Origin of the sequence: Wenzhouxiangella sp. XN24 (assembly GCF_011064545.1) — a bacterium.
Classification (GTDB): domain Bacteria; phylum Pseudomonadota; class Gammaproteobacteria; order Steroidobacterales; family XN24; genus XN24.
Genome location: NZ_JAAMFG010000034.1, coordinates 305,319 through 320,455, shown reverse-complemented (window position 1 = coordinate 320,455; position 15,137 = coordinate 305,319). Strand labels below are relative to the sequence as shown.

At 68.7% G+C, this 15,137-nt stretch carries 14 protein-coding genes; 8 read left to right on the top strand and 6 right to left on the bottom strand.

The genetic code is table 11. The features are described 5' to 3' along the window. Positions 1-25: 25 nt before the first annotated feature. The 4 genes from fabF to fabD all read right to left on the bottom strand — a co-directional run bounded on the left by fabF (position 26) and on the right by fabD (position 3,390). A complete protein-coding gene (fabF, locus tag G6032_RS09165) occupies positions 26-1,273 on the bottom strand; it encodes a beta-ketoacyl-ACP synthase II (protein WP_165281834.1) in 1,248 nt (415 codons plus the stop codon). A 73-nt stretch (positions 1,274-1,346) separates the two neighbouring features. After that, positions 1,347-1,583, bottom strand: coding sequence for an acyl carrier protein (gene acpP, locus G6032_RS09160; protein WP_165281833.1), 237 nt, complete (start codon positions 1,581-1,583; stop codon positions 1,347-1,349). Positions 1,584-1,702: 119 nt separating this feature from the next. Beyond that, on the bottom strand, positions 1,703-2,449 hold the full coding sequence (gene fabG / locus G6032_RS09155) for a 3-oxoacyl-ACP reductase FabG (RefSeq protein ID WP_165281832.1): 747 nt from the start codon (positions 2,447-2,449) through the stop codon (positions 1,703-1,705). A 2-nt stretch (positions 2,450-2,451) separates the two neighbouring features. Next, entirely contained in the window at positions 2,452-3,390 is a 939-nt protein-coding gene (gene fabD / locus G6032_RS09150) for an ACP S-malonyltransferase (RefSeq protein WP_165281831.1), read from the bottom strand. A 191-nt stretch (positions 3,391-3,581) separates the two neighbouring features. Here fabD and gspG point away from each other — a divergent pair, with 191 nt between their 5' ends. From gspG to G6032_RS09110, 8 genes are read left to right on the top strand one after another with little or no spacing between them, the layout of a single operon-like run. Beyond that, entirely contained in the window at positions 3,582-4,046 is a 465-nt protein-coding gene (gspG, locus tag G6032_RS09145; protein WP_165281830.1) for a type II secretion system major pseudopilin GspG, read from the top strand. After that, positions 4,036-4,584, top strand: coding sequence for a type II secretion system minor pseudopilin GspH (gspH, locus tag G6032_RS09140; protein ID WP_276610993.1), 549 nt, complete (start codon positions 4,036-4,038; stop codon positions 4,582-4,584). Before gspG ends, gspH begins: the two co-directional genes overlap by 11 nt. After that, positions 4,581-5,096, top strand: a complete 516-nt coding sequence (gene gspI / locus G6032_RS09135) for a type II secretion system minor pseudopilin GspI (RefSeq protein ID WP_165281828.1) — start codon at positions 4,581-4,583, stop codon at positions 5,094-5,096. The genes gspH and gspI overlap by 4 nt, the downstream gene beginning before the upstream one ends. Continuing rightward, a complete protein-coding gene (gene gspJ / locus G6032_RS09130; RefSeq protein ID WP_165281827.1) occupies positions 5,093-5,692 on the top strand; it encodes a type II secretion system minor pseudopilin GspJ in 600 nt (199 codons plus the stop codon). The genes gspI and gspJ overlap by 4 nt, the downstream gene beginning before the upstream one ends. A 1-nt stretch (position 5,693) precedes the next feature. Further along, positions 5,694-6,617 (top strand): type II secretion system minor pseudopilin GspK, encoded by a 924-nt coding sequence (gspK, locus tag G6032_RS09125; RefSeq protein ID WP_165281826.1) that lies wholly within the window; start codon positions 5,694-5,696, stop codon positions 6,615-6,617. Positions 6,618-6,630: 13 nt separating this feature from the next. Then, complete coding sequence (gene gspL, locus G6032_RS09120; protein ID WP_165281825.1) at positions 6,631-7,875, top strand: type II secretion system protein GspL; 1,245 nt, start codon at positions 6,631-6,633, stop codon at positions 7,873-7,875. Further along, positions 7,872-8,360, top strand: coding sequence for a type II secretion system protein M (locus G6032_RS09115; protein WP_165281824.1), 489 nt, complete (start codon positions 7,872-7,874; stop codon positions 8,358-8,360). The genes gspL and G6032_RS09115 overlap by 4 nt, the downstream gene beginning before the upstream one ends. Beyond that, positions 8,357-9,103, top strand: a complete 747-nt coding sequence (locus G6032_RS09110) for a type II secretion system protein N (protein ID WP_165281823.1) — start codon at positions 8,357-8,359, stop codon at positions 9,101-9,103. Before G6032_RS09115 ends, G6032_RS09110 begins: the two co-directional genes overlap by 4 nt. Before the next feature lie 9 nt (positions 9,104-9,112). Here the strand turns inward: G6032_RS09110 and G6032_RS09105 are convergent, their stop codons facing one another. Further along, complete coding sequence (locus tag G6032_RS09105) at positions 9,113-12,466, bottom strand: UvrD-helicase domain-containing protein (protein ID WP_165281822.1); 3,354 nt, start codon at positions 12,464-12,466, stop codon at positions 9,113-9,115. Further along, positions 12,463-15,123 carry a PD-(D/E)XK nuclease family protein gene (locus G6032_RS09100; RefSeq protein WP_165281821.1) on the bottom strand — a complete coding sequence of 887 codons (2,661 nt, stop codon included), beginning with the start codon at positions 15,121-15,123 and terminating at the stop codon, positions 12,463-12,465. Before G6032_RS09100 ends, G6032_RS09105 begins: the two co-directional genes overlap by 4 nt. Positions 15,124-15,137 lie beyond the last annotated feature (14 nt).

Below are 15,137 nucleotides of genomic sequence, written 5' to 3'. Positions count from 1 at the left end.
CTGCCCAGCGGCGGGGTCGCCCCCGTCAGTCCAGCGCCCGGAACAGCAGGCTGCCGTTCGTGCCGCCGAAGCCGAAAGAGTTCGACAAGGCGATCCGGACCCTGGCGCGGCGCGCCTCGTGGGGAACGTAGTCGAGGTCGCATTCGGCGTCGGGGTGGTCGAGATTGATGGTGGGCGGAAGGATCCCGTCCCGCATGGCCAGGAGGCAGAACACGGCCTCGACCCCGCCGGCGGCGCCGAGCAGGTGGCCGGTCATCGACTTGGTGGAGCTGACTGCGACGTCCCGGGCGGCGGGGCCGAAGGCTTCCTTGAGCGCCCGTGTTTCGGCCTTGTCGCCCAGCGGCGTGGAGGTGCCGTGCGCATTCACGTAATCCACTGCGGCGGGGTCCACGCCTGCATCACGCAGCGCATTGACCATGCACTGGCGCGCACCCTCGCCGCCTTCCGGCGGCGCCGTGATGTGGTGGGCATCCGCGCTCATGCCGAAGCCGGCGAGTTCACCGTAAATGTCGGCCCCGCGCCGTTTCGCATGTTCGTATTCCTCGAGCACGACACACCCGGCGCCGTCCCCCAGCACAAAACCGTCCCGGTCGCGGTCCCAGGGCCGGCTCGCCTGCTCGGGTGTCTCGTTGCGAGTCGACAAGGCACGGGCCGAGCAGAAGCCCCCGAGGCCCAGCGGCGTGGTGGCCATTTCCGCCCCGCCCGCGACCATCAGGTCCGCGTCGCCGTACTGGATGCAGCGCGCCGCGACGCCGATGCTGTGGGTGGCCGTCGTGCAGGCCGTCACCAGCGACAGGTTGGGCCCCGTCATGCCGTACTGGATGGAGACATGCCCGGAAATCATGTTGATGATGCTGCCGGGAATGAAGAACGGCGAGATCTTGCGTGGCGACTCGCCGGCCTCCAGGTAGCTCCTGAAATTCCGCTCGATGGTCTCGATGCCGCCGATGCCGGCGCCGACCGCGACGCCGATGCGGTGGGCGTTCGACTCGTTCACCTCGAGGCCCGAGTCCTCGATCGCCTGCCGGGAGGCCGCGATGCCGTAATGCATGAAGGTGTCCATCTTCCTCGCGTCCTTGGGCGCGAGGTAGGCGTCCACGTCGAAGCCGGCCACGGCGCCCCCGAAGCGGGTCGGGAAGCGACTCGCGTCGAAGCGCGTGATCGGCCCGATGCCGCTGCGTCCGGCGACGATGTTGGCCCAGGCTTCGTCCACGGTGCTGCCCACGGGCGAGACGATCCCGAGGCCGGTGATCACGACACGGCGCCTGGTCAAACCTTCACCTCCGGCGTTGCGGCTGGCGGCATGGAGAAACAGCGCCCTCCCGGGGGGCGCCCAGACCGCGGACTCAGTTCGAGCGGGCCTTGATGTAGTCGATCGCCTGCTGGACGGTCGTGATCTTTTCCGCTTCCTCGTCGGGAATCTCGCACTCGAAGGCCTCTTCGAGCGCCATCACGAGTTCGACGGTATCCAGCGAGTCTGCGCCCAGGTCGTCCACGAACGAGGCGTCATTGGTCACTTCTTCTTCTTTGACGCCCAACTGCTCGGCGACGATGTTCTTTACCTGTTCTTCGATGCTGCTCATCTCGTCTTGATCCTCGTTGCTGGCGGCGAGATCATCCCGGCCCCCATGACCCGGACTGCACCGCGCGCCGTATTGTATTGGAATGTTACAGGGTGTTCTACACGCCCGCCCCACGACCTTCAGGCCATGTACATTCCCCCGTTGACATTGATGACCTCCCCGGTGATGTAGCCGGCGCCCGGCGAACAAAGAAACAGCACCGTCGCGGCGATGTCCTCGGCCGTGCCGAGCCGCTCCAGGGGGATCTGCTTTTCCAGCTGCCCGCGTTGCTCCTCGGACAGCGCGGCGGTCATGTCCGTCGCGATGAATCCGGGCGCCAGCGCATTCACGGTGATGCCGCGCGACCCGACCTCGCGAGCCAGGGAGCGCGTGAAACCGACCAGGCCGGCCTTCGCCGCGCAGTAGTTGGCCTGCCCTGCATTGCCCATCAGGCCGACCACCGAACCGATGTTGACGATCCGCCCGCGGCGCGCCTTCATCATGCCCCGCAGGCAGGCGCGGCTGGTGCGGTACACGGAGGTCAGGTCGGTGTCGATGACCGCCTGCCAGTCCTCGATCTTCATCCGCAGCAGCAACCCGTCGCGGGTGATGCCCGCGTTGTTCACCAGCAGCGTCACCGCGCCTTCGTTGGCGGCGATCTCCGCGCACACGGCTTCGACATCGCCGTCGCTGGAGACATCCAGCACGACGCCACGTCCCTTGATCCCGGCTTCGCCGAAGGCCGTGGCGATCTTTTCCACACCTGCCGGCGACGTTGCGGTGCCGATGACCGTGGCCCCGGCTTGCCCGAGCGCCTGGGCGATTGCGCGGCCGATGCCGCGGGTGGCTCCCGTGACGAGCGCGACTTCATCCTTCAGCTGCTGCATGGTCAACCCTTCACCTTCGATAAAGCTGTGGCAAGCGTAGCAGGATCATCGACCGGCATCGCGTCCAATTCCCGGTCGATGCGCCGGGCGAGCCCGCTCAGCACCCGCCCGGGGCCGAGTTCCAGCAGGGTATCCACGCCTTCCGCGCGCATGGCGTTCACGCAATCCACCCAGCGCACCGGACGTCGCACCTGGTCGGCGAGTGCCGCCCGGATCTCCGCCACGTCGGTGCGGGGGGACGCGTCGATGTTGTGATAGACCGGCATGGTGGGCGTGTGCAGTTCGATGCCTGCGAGGGCCTCGGCCAACTGCCCGGCGACGGGGTCCATGAGCCGGCAATGCACCGGCACGCTGATGGGCAACAGCATGGCCCGCCGCGCCCCGGCCGCTTTCGCCGCCTCGATGGCGCGCTCCACCGCTGCGCCGTGACCCGCGATGACCACCTGGCCCGGCGCGTTGAAGTTGACAGCCTCGACCACGTCGCTGCCGCTCCCGGAAGCCGCGCACGCCGCGATCACCGCATCGTCGTCGAGGCCCAGGACGGCCGCCACCTTGCCCGCGCCCTGGGGCACCGCCTGTTGCATCCACTGGCCGCGCAGCCGGACCACGCGCAGGGCGTCGTCGAAAGCCATCGCTTCTGCGCACACCAGTGCCGTGTACTCGCCGAGACTGTGACCGGCCATGGCGGCAGGCGGCGGCCCGCCGTGCGCGCACCAGGCCCGCCACGCAGCGACCCCGGCGGCCAGCATCGCCGGTTGCGTGTGATCCGTGCGATTGAGCTGCTCTGCAGGCCCGTCGCGGAGCAGCGCGCCGAGGCCGTACCCCAGCGCTTCGTCGGCTTCGACGAGCGTGGCGGCGGCCGCCGGTTCGGCGGCCAGCAGATCGGCGAGCATTCCCACGGACTGGGAACCCTGGCCAGGGAACACCATGGCGATGGCCATCGTCGCGACTCCTGAAACTCGGGGCGCTCATTATAGTCAGACTCCCCGTGAGCGAGGCGCCCCGGTCTCGTCGTAAGCGCCCCAGGGGCGCCGCGCGGGCCGGGAATCCCGGGTCGTTCTGATATCATGGGGGCCATGTAGTATCCCGCTCCCGGAGCGACGCTCCAGGGGCCTGTTCCCGAGGGTCGAAAATGCCGTCAAACAGATTTCTTTCCGCCCTGCGCGCCGGTTCTGCCGGCCCCCGCCAGGCCGGCTTCACGCTTATCGAGATCATGGTCGTCGTCGTGATCCTCGGCATTCTCGCGGCGATCGTGGCGCCGAACGTGATCAGCCGTATCGACGACGCCGCCATCACCCGCGCCAAGCAGGACATCCGCGGCATCGAAAGCGCACTGAAACTCTATTACATGGACAACTCGCGCTATCCGAGCACGAACCTCGGGCTCGAAGCGCTGGTGGAACAGCCGAACGACCAGAGCGTCCGGAACTGGCGCGGGCCTTACCTCGACAAGCTGCCCCGCGATCCCTGGAACAATCCCTATCGCTACCTCTACCCGGGGCAGCACGGCGAGTTCGACGTCTTTACCTACGGGGCGGACGGGCAGCCCGGCGGCGAAGGCATCAATGCCGAAATAGGCAACTGGTCTGTCTACTGAGCGCTCCCGGCCCGCGCGGCTTCGCGCTGGCTTTTCCCTCATAGAACTGCTGGTCGTGATCGTCATCATCGGGATCATGGTCGGCATGACGGTGTTGTCCATGGGCACGCTGGGCGGCGACGACCGGGGCGAGAAGGAAGCCCGTCGCCTGACGGCGCTGACCCAACTCATCGGCGAGGAAGCGCTCGTCCAGGGGCGGGACTACGGGCTGGAATTCTTCACCGACGGTTACCGTTTTCTCTCCTGGGACCCGGACGAGAGGCTTTGGTCGCCCGTCAATGACGATGCGGTGTTCCGCCGCCGCACACTGCCGGAAGACGTCCGCTTGATCCTGGCGGTGGACGGACAGGAAGTCGTACTGGATTCCGACGAACCGCGCGAGGCGGACGAGATCGTCCCGCACGTCGCCGTATTCTCGAGCGGCGAATTCACGCCTTTCGAGTTATTCCTGGTCACCGGTTCGGTGCGCGACGCATGGACGTTGCGCGGCCTCATGCATGGCGAACTGGAGCTGCTGCCGCCGGAGGGTGATCTTTGAGCAGGCGTCCGGGCGGCTTCACGCTGCTGGAAGTCATGGTGGCCCTCGCCATCGTCTCCATCGGCCTGATCGCCGCGTTCAACGGCATCATCCACATGGCGCATTCCACCTCGATGCTGCGGGAGCGCGCCCTCGCCGACTGGATCGCCATGAACGCGATCAGCGAGATTCGCGTGTCCGGCGAGTTTCCGGACGTCGGCCGTTTCGACGAGCTCGTCGAGTTCGCGGGGCGCGAGTGGCGCTGGGAAGCGAACATTTCGGAAACCGGGGTCACCGACCTGCGACGGATCGACATGGAGGTCGCCTACGAGGACTTTCCCGAGGACGTCATCACGATCATGACGGGCTTCGTCTCGCGCAACGTCGCCGGCCCGGCATCGCAGGTCGACTGGTGGGGCGGCGCAGCGGGCGGGAACATCGGCGAAGACGGCGAGGATGCGCCGGAAGAAGACGAGCCGTCGGATGACGGGGAGCCCGCGGACGCACCGCTGCCCGACGAGGAAGAGGAATGAGACGGGTCCAGGGGTTCACCTTGCTGGAGGTGCTGATCGCCGTGGGCATCTTCGCGGTGATCGGCGTGATGGCTTACGGTGGCCTGCAGGCCGTGCTCGCCCAGCAGGTCATCGCCAAGGCCAACGCCGACCGCTTCCGCGAGATCCAGTTCGCCATGCAGCAGATCACCCGCGATCTCTACCAGCTCAATCCCCGGCCCGTTCGCGAGGAACTCGGCGACAGCAGCCGCAGCGCCCTGCTGGCCGATGCGCGCAACCGGCATCCGCTGGAATTCACCCGTGGCGGCTGGAGCAACCCGCTCGGCCAGCCGCGGGCGGCCGTGCAGCGCGTCGCCTACGACGTCGAGGAGGACCGCTTGTTGCGGCTGCACTGGTTCGTGCCCGACCACACCCTGGGCGAGGAGCCGGTGGAACGGGAGCTGCTGGACGGCGTGCGCGAGATCCGCTTTCGCTTCCTGCGCAGCGAGGGCTGGTCCGACGAATGGCCGCCTGGGCTGGCCACCAGCAATCCGCGCCTGATGCCGATCGCCGTCGAGTTCGTTCTCGATCTCGAGGACTGGGGCGAAATCCGCCGGGTCATCGAGGTGCCGCGCTGAAATGAAGAAGGCACGGAAGCAGCGCGGCACGGCCCTGATCACGGCGATTCTCGTCGTCGCGCTGGCGACCGCCATCGCGGCGTCGCTGACCTGGGACCTGTTTCTCGACCAGCGGCGCGCCTTCGGGCGCCTCGCGGTGGACCAGGGCCTGATGTACAGCCTCGGCGCCGAGTCCTGGGCGAAGAAAATCCTGCGTGACGATGCCGAGGACAACGCTTTCGATCATCCCGGCGAACCCTGGGCCACGCAGATCATGCCCCTGCCCATCGAGGGCGGCCAGATCCAGGGCCGCATCGAGGACCTCAACGGACGCTTCAACCTGAACAACCTGATCGACGCGCAGGGTGGCAGCGATCCGGCAGCGATCGAAAGCTTCCGCCGGCTGCTGATGGCGCTCGAACTCGACGTCCGCCTGGCGGACCGGATGGCCGACTGGATCGATCGGGATCTCGAGCCGAACTTTCCCGACGGCGCCGAGGATTCGGCATACCTGTCGCGGCAACCCCCTTTCCGCACGGCGAACCGGCCGATCACCAGCGTGTCCGAAATCATGCTCGTATACCCGGAACTGGGGCGCGCCGGCTACGACCAGCTGCGTCCCTATGTCGCAGCGCTGCCGCGCGGCACCGTGATCAACATCAACACGGCGCAGCCTCCCGTGCTGCTGACCGCGGCGGAGAACCTCGGCGCCGGAGAGGCGGAACGCATCGTTTTCGACCGCCCCCAGGAAGGCTGGGACAGCATCGAGCAGCTGGGCGATCTGATCCCCGAAGAGGCGCGCGCCTCGCTCGGCGTCGCCAGCAACTGGTTCCGCCTGTCGATCCGCGTCGATATTGGCACCCAGCGATTCACCATGTACAGTCTGCTCCATCGCGACGGGTCCGGATCGGTAGCCACCGTGATCCGCAGCTTCGCAGACGAGTAAATCCGCGAGATCCATGACCGAAGCCCTTGTCCTGAGACTCGACCCTGCCGATCACGGCACGGGCACCTGGATCGTTTGCGACGAACAGGGCCGGCGGATCGGCGCGCCCGCGAGCGGGCCCGTCGAAGCCGCCCGAGACGCAGCAGCGGGTCGGCGCCTCATCGTGCTCGTGCCCGCCGTGGACGTGCTCCTGACCAGCGTCTCCTTGCCTGTCCGGGGTGCCTCGAAGATTCTCCGCGCGCTGCCGTTTGCGCTGGAGGAGCAGATTGCCGAGGATATCGAGGCGCTGCATTTCGCCGCGGGCGGCGCGAATGCCGACGGCAGTGTTTCGGCGGCGGCGGTCGATCGCGAACAGCTCGAGTCATGGCTCGAAGTGCTCGCGGAAGCCGGCCTGGAGCCGCAACTGGTGTGCTCCGAGGCCGAAGGATGCCCGGCGGCGCCGAATCACCTCAACTGGCTGCTGGATATGCGGCACTGCGTGGCCCGCAGCGGCGCCGGCCTGCCTGTCGTGCTGGAGATCGACTCGATCGATGAAGCGCTGCGCTACGGCCCGGAGTTTCCCGGCCAGCCGGAGCAACCGCGGCATCTTGCGGTTTACGTGACGCCCGACGCCCGCCAGAAGTACGGCGAACGCCTCGAAGCGTTGCGCGCCGACGTCACGAGCCTGGAGGTCAGGATGCTGCCGGACGGTATCCTGCCGCATCTTGCCGCCGGCGTGATCAGTGGCAAGCCGATCAATTTGTTGCAGGGCGAGTTTGCGCCGCGCACGCAGCTCGATCGCTTGTGGAAGCCGTGGCGGGCGGCCGCAGTGCTCTTCGCGGGGCTGCTTGCCCTGTTGCTGGGACAGGAGGCGCTGACCCTGTATCGCCTCCAGCAGCAGGAGGCGCAACTCGACGAGGCCATCGCGGCGGCGTTCCAGCAGGCGCTGCCGGGCGCGCGCATGGAAGATCCGCGTTTCCAGGTGGAACGGCGCCTCGCCGGTCTCCACGGTGCCGGCAGCGCCGCAAACGAGAATTTTCTTACCGCGCTCGAGGCCCTCGGTGTCGCACTAAGTGCCGCGCAAGACGTCAGGCTCGAAGCAATCAGCTACCGCGGCGGGACGCTCGATCTCCGGCTGCAGGCGCCCAGTGTCGATTCGCTGGAGGCGATCCGCCAGGCGGTGGGGCGGGATGGGCGCTTTACCGCAACCATCCAGCAGGCCGACCAGGGTGACGAGGGCGTCGAGGGGCGTATCCAGCTGACGGGAGAAGGGGCATGAAGGACTGGTTCCTCGGCCTGGAGCCGCGTGAGCGCATGTTCGTCTCGATCGGGGGCGTGCTCGTGGCGATCATGCTGGTGTGGGGCCTCATGATCAGCCCGCTCTACGGTGCTTCGGCGGCCGTCGAGCAACGTCTCGATACCAAGCGCGATACCCTCGCCTTCCTGCGCCGGGCCGCCGTGGAGCTGGCCGGGCGGGCCGACGCGCCGCTGGCCGGTCCGGACCTGTCCGGACAGTCGCTGGTGGTGATCGTGGACCGGAGCGCGCGAGCAGCCGGACTCGGCGATGCCCTGACACGCAATCAACCGGTGGGCGAGGATGGTATTCGCGTCCGCCTGGAAAACGCACCGTTCGAATCCGTGGCACGCTGGCTGGAAGCCATCGATACCTCGGCCGGACTGGCCATCGAGTCGGCCACTTTCGATCGCACCGCGGCCGCCGGTCGCGTGAACGCCGGTCTCGTGCTCCGGCAGAGGCCGCAATGAGCTTCGCCGCGCGCCGCCCGGTGCTCGTCGCTGCGGGGCTCGTCGCCCTGCTGGTGGGCGCGGTGGCCAGCTTCCCCGCGCGGGTCGCGCTCGGCTGGTTCGCCCCGCCCGAGATCCGTGCCTGGGGCGTCAGCGGGACGATCTGGCGCGGCCATGCCGCGGACCTCGCCGTTGCGGGGCAAGCGCTCGGCACCCTGTCCTGGGATGCGCGTCTCGGCGGAATGCTGGTGCTGCGGCCGACCTGGGATTTCGAGCTGCGGCGGCCCGACGGGTTTGCCGAGGCGCGCGTCGCACTTTCGCCGGACGGCAGGCGGCAGCGGATCACCGATCTCGAGGCGGCACTCGACCTGGCCACGCTGGTACCGGCACTCCTGCCGACCGGAGTCGCGGGACAGTTGAGGATTTCGTTGCAGCGTCTCGTGATCGACGACGGCTGGCCGATGCAGATCGCCGGCAGAGCCGCAGTCGCCCAGCTCGAACTGCCCGGAGTCATCATGCCGCTGGGCCCTTTCAGTTTCAGTTTTCCGGACGAGCCCGGATCGCCGGCGGTAGAGATCGTTTCCACCGGGGGACCGCTGGCGGTGGACGGGCAGGTGGAGCTGCCGGCTCGGGACCAGTGGCGTTTCAGCGCAGAGCTTGCGCCTGGTGAGAACCCGCCCCCGGAACTGGTCCAGGGGCTGGTGTTCGTCGGCGAGGACCTCGGCGACGGGCGTCGCCGGCTCGTGCTGTCCAGCGAGCCCTGAGACCCGGAGTCATTGCGGGGCCGGCCATTCGCGCCACCCGCTGTGTTGCGGGAAATAGAGTCCCAGCCTGACGGCACCCGGGTGGTCAGCGGCCAGCAGCCGCGCATATCGCTCGAGCTGGGGCCTGTATCGCTCCTGCTCCCGGTCGAGAAAGGCTTCCAGCGCTCCGCCGGTGTGTCGCCCCGCCTTGTAATCGACGATCCAGAGGACGCCCGAGTCGTCGATGAAGCAGCGATCCACGATGCCATTGAAGATCCGGCCGTCGAGGTGGCCGGAGATGCGCCGCTCGCTGGCCGCCTGTTGCTTCCCGGCATCGAGCAGCCAGCGGCCACGCGGGTCCGCAAGCGTTTTTTCCAGGGCGTCCAGCGACTGATCAAGGGCGCCTGCCAGTTCCGGTTCCCCCAGGCCGGCTTCGCGCAGTACGGCGCTGAGCCGGGGCTGCGCACTTCGCAGACGTTCGATATCCCAGCCCTCCGGACCGTCGCGGGATATCACCTGCAGCAGACGATGCACGGCGATGCCGACCGCGCGCGCCTGGCGTCCCGCCCAGTCGTATTCCAGGAGTTCCCCCCGGGACGGCGACTCGGCCTCCAGGCCAGGCCACCGAACCGCTTCCGGCAAGGGTGGGGGCCGCCAGTCGGACGCAAGCCGGCGCAGCATCGCTGCGGGGCGGGGGCGGACCTCGCTCGGTTTCGCGTCGCGCGCGTCCCGGGCCGCGCAAAAAGCTTCGCCGAGCTGTGACCACAGGCGCGACAACAAGGTCCCGCTGCGTGGCTTCGGCGCCGCACCGGTCTCCTCGTGGTCGGGCCCGACCCCGGCGACCAGGTGCAGTCGGGAACGTGCGCGGGTCGCTGCGACGTAGAGCACCCGGTCGAGTTCCAGCAATTCCCGCCGGGCGTCGAGTGCGCGCAGCGCATCGTGCAGGTCGTCTTTCTCCTCGCCGAATCGTTCGACCGGGGCCAGGATCAGGTCGGTGCCCTCCTCCCGGACCTGCTCCAGCCAGCGCAGCAACCGCTTTTCGTTGCGGCCGCTCGGGCGATCGAGCGCGGGCAGCACGACATGGTCGAATTCCAGCCCCTTCGCCTTGTGGATGGTGAGCAACTGCACGGCGTCGGTCGCTGCGGATTCCGGGGCGGCATAGAGATCACTGAGCAGATCGTTGAGAGAGGGCGGGTCGTCGAGGTCGCCATGCCGAGAGCGTCGGTCGAGAAATTCCAGCAAAGTCTGCGCATCGGCGAGCTCGGAGTCGTGCTCCAGCGTCGCCGGGCCGCCGAGCGCCAGCCACGCGCCCTCCACGACCCGCCGCAAGGGCCGGCGTCCCCGTTCTCCCAGTGCCGGGGCCAGCGCCGCGACGACGCGTGCGACACGCCGTCGGCCGTCCGCGCTGAGCAAGGCTGTCACGTCGGGGTCATTCGCTCGCGCCCAGATGTCCTCGTCCCGGCTGCCGGCGATGGCCAGCAGGTCGGCGAGTTCGATGCCGCACCACGGCGCGCGCAACACCGCGAGCCACGCCGTGCGATCCGCACGATGGCACAGCGCCCGGGTCAGGGCCTCGAGGTCGCGAATCGCGGGAACGCGAGCGAGGCGCTCGATCTCGATGGCCTGCACGGGGACGCCGGCGGCCTTGAGGGCGGGCGTGATGTCACTGAGATGGTTCCGGCTGCGGACCAGTATGGCGATGCTCGCGTGGGGTTCCGTGCGGCGGATATCAGCGACGAGGCCCGCGACGAGTCCCGCCTCGTCGAGGCGGTCGCCGGGCGCCGCTGCCATGCAGCTCACCGGCTCGCCGGGCAGCGCCGGGTGCCAGGGAACCGAGGGTTCGAACGGCACCGCACCCAGGGAGAGATCTTCGCGCGCCGGGAAGATGCCGGGAAAACGGCTCGAGACCCAGTCCACCAGTCGCGCCTGGCTGCGGAAATTCACCTGCAGCTGCAACGGTTCCAGCGGAAGATCCCCGATGCCGTGCTTCCGGGCCTTCAGGAACCGGCTCACATCGGCCTCGCGAAAACGGTAGATCGATTGCATGGGGTCCCCGACGCAGAACAGGGTCCGTCCGTCTCCCGGGCTCCAGCCGGCCGTCAGGCGCTCCAGCAACTCGATCTGCGCTTGCGAGGTGTCCTGGAACTCGTCCACCAGCAGGTGGCTGATGCGGCAATCCAGCGCGAGTGCGAGGTCGGTCGGCGTCTCGCCGCCGAGGGCGTCGAGCGCTGCCCGGGCGATCCCCACGTAGTCGCTCTCACCACGGGCGGCGAACGCCAGATCCAGGCGGGCGGCGGCAATCGGCAGCAACGCGATCAAGTGCTCGAGAATCTCCCATCGCGTCGCGTCGTAGGCAGGCACCGGCAATTTCAGCACCCGCCTCATCCCGTCCGGATCCGTGCCGGCTGCGAGAGCCTCCAACAGGGCTACGAGGCGCACCTTGTCTGTTTTGGCGGCGGGGGGGAAGCCGGTGTTCTTGTTGACGGTCTTGCGCCAGCCTGTCTGCGTGAGCAGCAGCCTGGCGAGGGCCCGCCAGCGCGGCAGCTCCGCGGCCACCGGTTCCGGGAAGCCGTTGCCGCCCACCCACGGTGCCAGGAACGCGATCTCCGGCGATCGCGCAGCCGCCCCGGCGGCCAGTTCGGCCAGTTCTTCCAGAAGCTCCGCGGGCAGCTCTGCGCTGGTCCTGCGCAGCTCGTCTTCGACGAAGTGCTCCAACGCGACTTCGAGCGTGCGACGCAGTTCCACGGCGTCCGCGCCCCTGCGCCCCACGATCTTGTGCAGCCAGTGATCCCGGCCGCGCAAAAGACTGACCAGCAAATCCTGTGCCTGCGAAAAGCGTCCGCCCATGTGCGCCAGCAACGCCCGCGCATGCGCGGCGTCTCCGTCAGCGCCAGTGGCCGCCATCAGGGTGTTTCGCGCCGCCTCCTGGTAAACGGGGGCCGTATCGTCTGCGATGACCGGCGGGGCGCCGAGCCTCGAGGCCAGGGGCAACTGCCGCGCCAGCCACGCATTCAGGGCGTCGATGGTTTCGACCCGCAGGCGGCGGGGGTTTTCCAGCAGCTGCCAGCCGCGTTCCCGGTCATTGGCCAGGGCCGCTCCGGCCAGCCTCCACGTGTTTTGGCGATGGGCTTCATCCGGTGCGTCGGGCGCCGCGCCGAGTGCGAGCGCATCGAGGATACGTTGCCGCATCTCGCCCGCGGCCTTGCGGGTGAAAGTGATGGCGATGATCTCCTCCGGCCGCTCCACCACTGCCAGCAGGCGCAGGAAGCGTTGCGTCAGCAGTTCGGTCTTGCCGGAACCGGCCGGCGCCTGGACGATGAAACTGCGTCCGGGGTCCAGCGCCGTATCACGGGCGGGCTGGTCGACTGGAACGCGCTCAGTCATGCCTCGCCCTCGTCTGCGCCGGTCTCGATGTCTCGGCTCGCGTCCGCGGAGGCGTCTCCGCCGAGTGCTCCGATCCGCAGCAATTCATCGCGCCGGCAGAGCGTCGCCAGGTGGCACCATTCACAGGTGCCCTGTGGCCGCGGATCCAGGGGATCTACCCGCGCGTCGCCCTCGGCGAAGCCACTTGCGAGGTTTTCCAGCACATTTCGCCAGTCGTCGAGTTCTTCGGCCCAGTCCTCGGGGGGCTTGGAGTTCGGCAACGCCCGGCCGAGGACGTCGGCTGAGCGCACGACGCCGGACAGGCCGACGTCGCCCGGCTTGAGCGAGGCGTAGGCGAGCCCGGCCAGCTCCTCTCGCCAGGCCAAGGCATACAACGGCATCTGTGGTTCGTCCGGTCGTTCGCCGCGCCACTTCGCCGCACTGGCGGCCCCGGTCTTGTAGTCCAGCACGACCACACCCTCGGCGACGCGATCGATCCGGTCCACCCGGCCGCCGAGCCGCAATGCGCCGAGCTCGAAGTCGATACGTCGCTCGCAGTGTTCGACGCTGAAATCAGGACGCAGCAGCTCGATGTCGAGCAGCTGGCCGATGCGGATCGCTGCGTCCTGCACTTCGATCCGGACCAGCGCTGACGGCACCTCCTCGAGCGTCTCGGCGGCCGCGCGGCGCAGGGCCTCTTCCACGAGGCGAGCACGGTTCGCAGCGTCCAGCGCCGCGAGGCCCGCACGGTCGCGCAATTCGCCCCACAGGAAGCTGAGCGCGAGATGGACGAAAGATCCGCGGCTCGACGGATCCACGCCCGTGGTGGGCGCCTCCATGGGTGCGGCGTCGAGCCGATGCGTGGCGAATGCCTTGAATGGGCAGGCGGACTGGTCGGCCAGCAGCGCGCTGCCGCCGGGCACGGCGCCGCTTACGCCCGGGGCCCGCTCGTCTACGAGTCGTTCCTGCCGCCGCCCATGAAATGTCGCGGCGGCGATGTCCGCGACGGCAAAGGCGCCGGAGTCGGGCGCTCTGGCGAGCCGGGCGACCAGCGGGCTGGCCCGCAAGGGTTCGTCCTGCCGCGACGTCGGATGGCTGAACCGGACCTCGGGCGCAGCTCCGGCGAGGCGCGTGACGAGATGGTCGGCCAGTTCGAGTTCGCGTTGCGGACAAGCGCGCGGCATGCCCTTTTCCCGTTGCAGCGCCGCCGGTAACATGGGCTGCGGGCGCAGCGGCGCAGGCAGGACGCCATCGTGCAGGCCGGTCACCCAGAGCCCGTCGAAGGCCAGTCCCGCCGTCTCGAGCAAACCCAGGACCTGGACCGGGACTTCAGGTGTCTCCGGCTGGAACCGTTGTTGCGCTCCGATGCGCCGCAAACGTCCCAGTGCCTCGGACAGCGTCGCGGGCACGGCCACGGCGTCCAGGCGCGAAAACACGTGCAGCAATTCGACCCAGGCCTGCACCGTCTGCCACGTGCTGCTGTCCACCGGCCCGTCGCCCGGCCAGCCCATGGTCTCCAGCACGCGGGTCAACACCTCGCACCAGTGCGACGGGCGCTGGCGACTGCGTCCCGTCCGCAAAGCCTCCATACAAACGGCCATGCGCGCCGCGAGCTGCGGGCAGGCAGGTGCGCCGTTCGCGCCGCTCAGCCAGGCGAGCAGCCTGGCCGGACTGATGCGATCACCGCCATGCTGGCGCAGCCACCGCTCAAGCCGGGCCCGCTGTGCGGCCTCGGCGGTCGCGCCGGCAAGGAACGGCGAGCGGAGCAAGCGGCTTACCGCGGTCGAATCCATCGCTTCGCCACGCAATTCGAAGACCAGGAATGCGGCCGCCACCACGGGGAGGTCCACGAGCGGCTGGCCCAGGGAAAGATTCCACGGCCGGGACAACTCGGTCTGGCCTGGCCACAACCGGGGCGGAACCAGTGCCTGGTCCAGCAGGTACTCGAGCACGGGCGCCTGGGCGTCGAGATCGGGCACGACGATGCCGAGGCGGGCCTCCGGCTCAGCATCGAGACGGGCCCGTGCCCAGGCTGCGACGGCCGCGAGTTCGGCACGGCTGTCGGCGAAGGACGTCACCGTGGCGGTCGATCCCGGACGTGGCGGCCCGAGCGAGCGGGCGCGCGGGCCCAGCGCCTGCACCAGCTGCTGCTGCGCGGGCGAGAAGGTATCGAATCCCGCGAAAAACACGGCCGGACCTTGCGCCGTGAGCAAAGCGGCCAGCATATCGGGCAATTGCGCACGATCGATGACGTTCAGCGTATCCAGCCGCCGCCGATAGGCCCGGGCCATGCGCAGGAAGACCTGGCAGTCCTCGCTGCCGCGGGCGGCGAGTTCCGGCCATGAAAGCCGCCAGTCGAGGGCCAACGCCCACGCTTCCCGGAAGCTTTCCACGGCACCACCAGGCATCAGCAGCGTGTCGGCGACAGGATCTCTCGAGAACACCTCTTCCCAGAGCGTGGCGGCCTGCCATTCGTCCAGGACCGGGCGCGGATCGTCCAGTTCCCCGAAGTCGCGCAGGCTTGCGAAGCGCTCCTCGACCCAGGCGGACCAGGGCATTATTTCCGGCGTCGCCCAGCTGGCGCCGCCGCGATTGCGAGCGACTTCGAACTGGAGCGTCCGCGCCAGCCGGCGGGTTGCGGTAACGATCGTGGCGCCCGCATCGAGCGCCGCGAGCACGTCTGTCGTCAGCA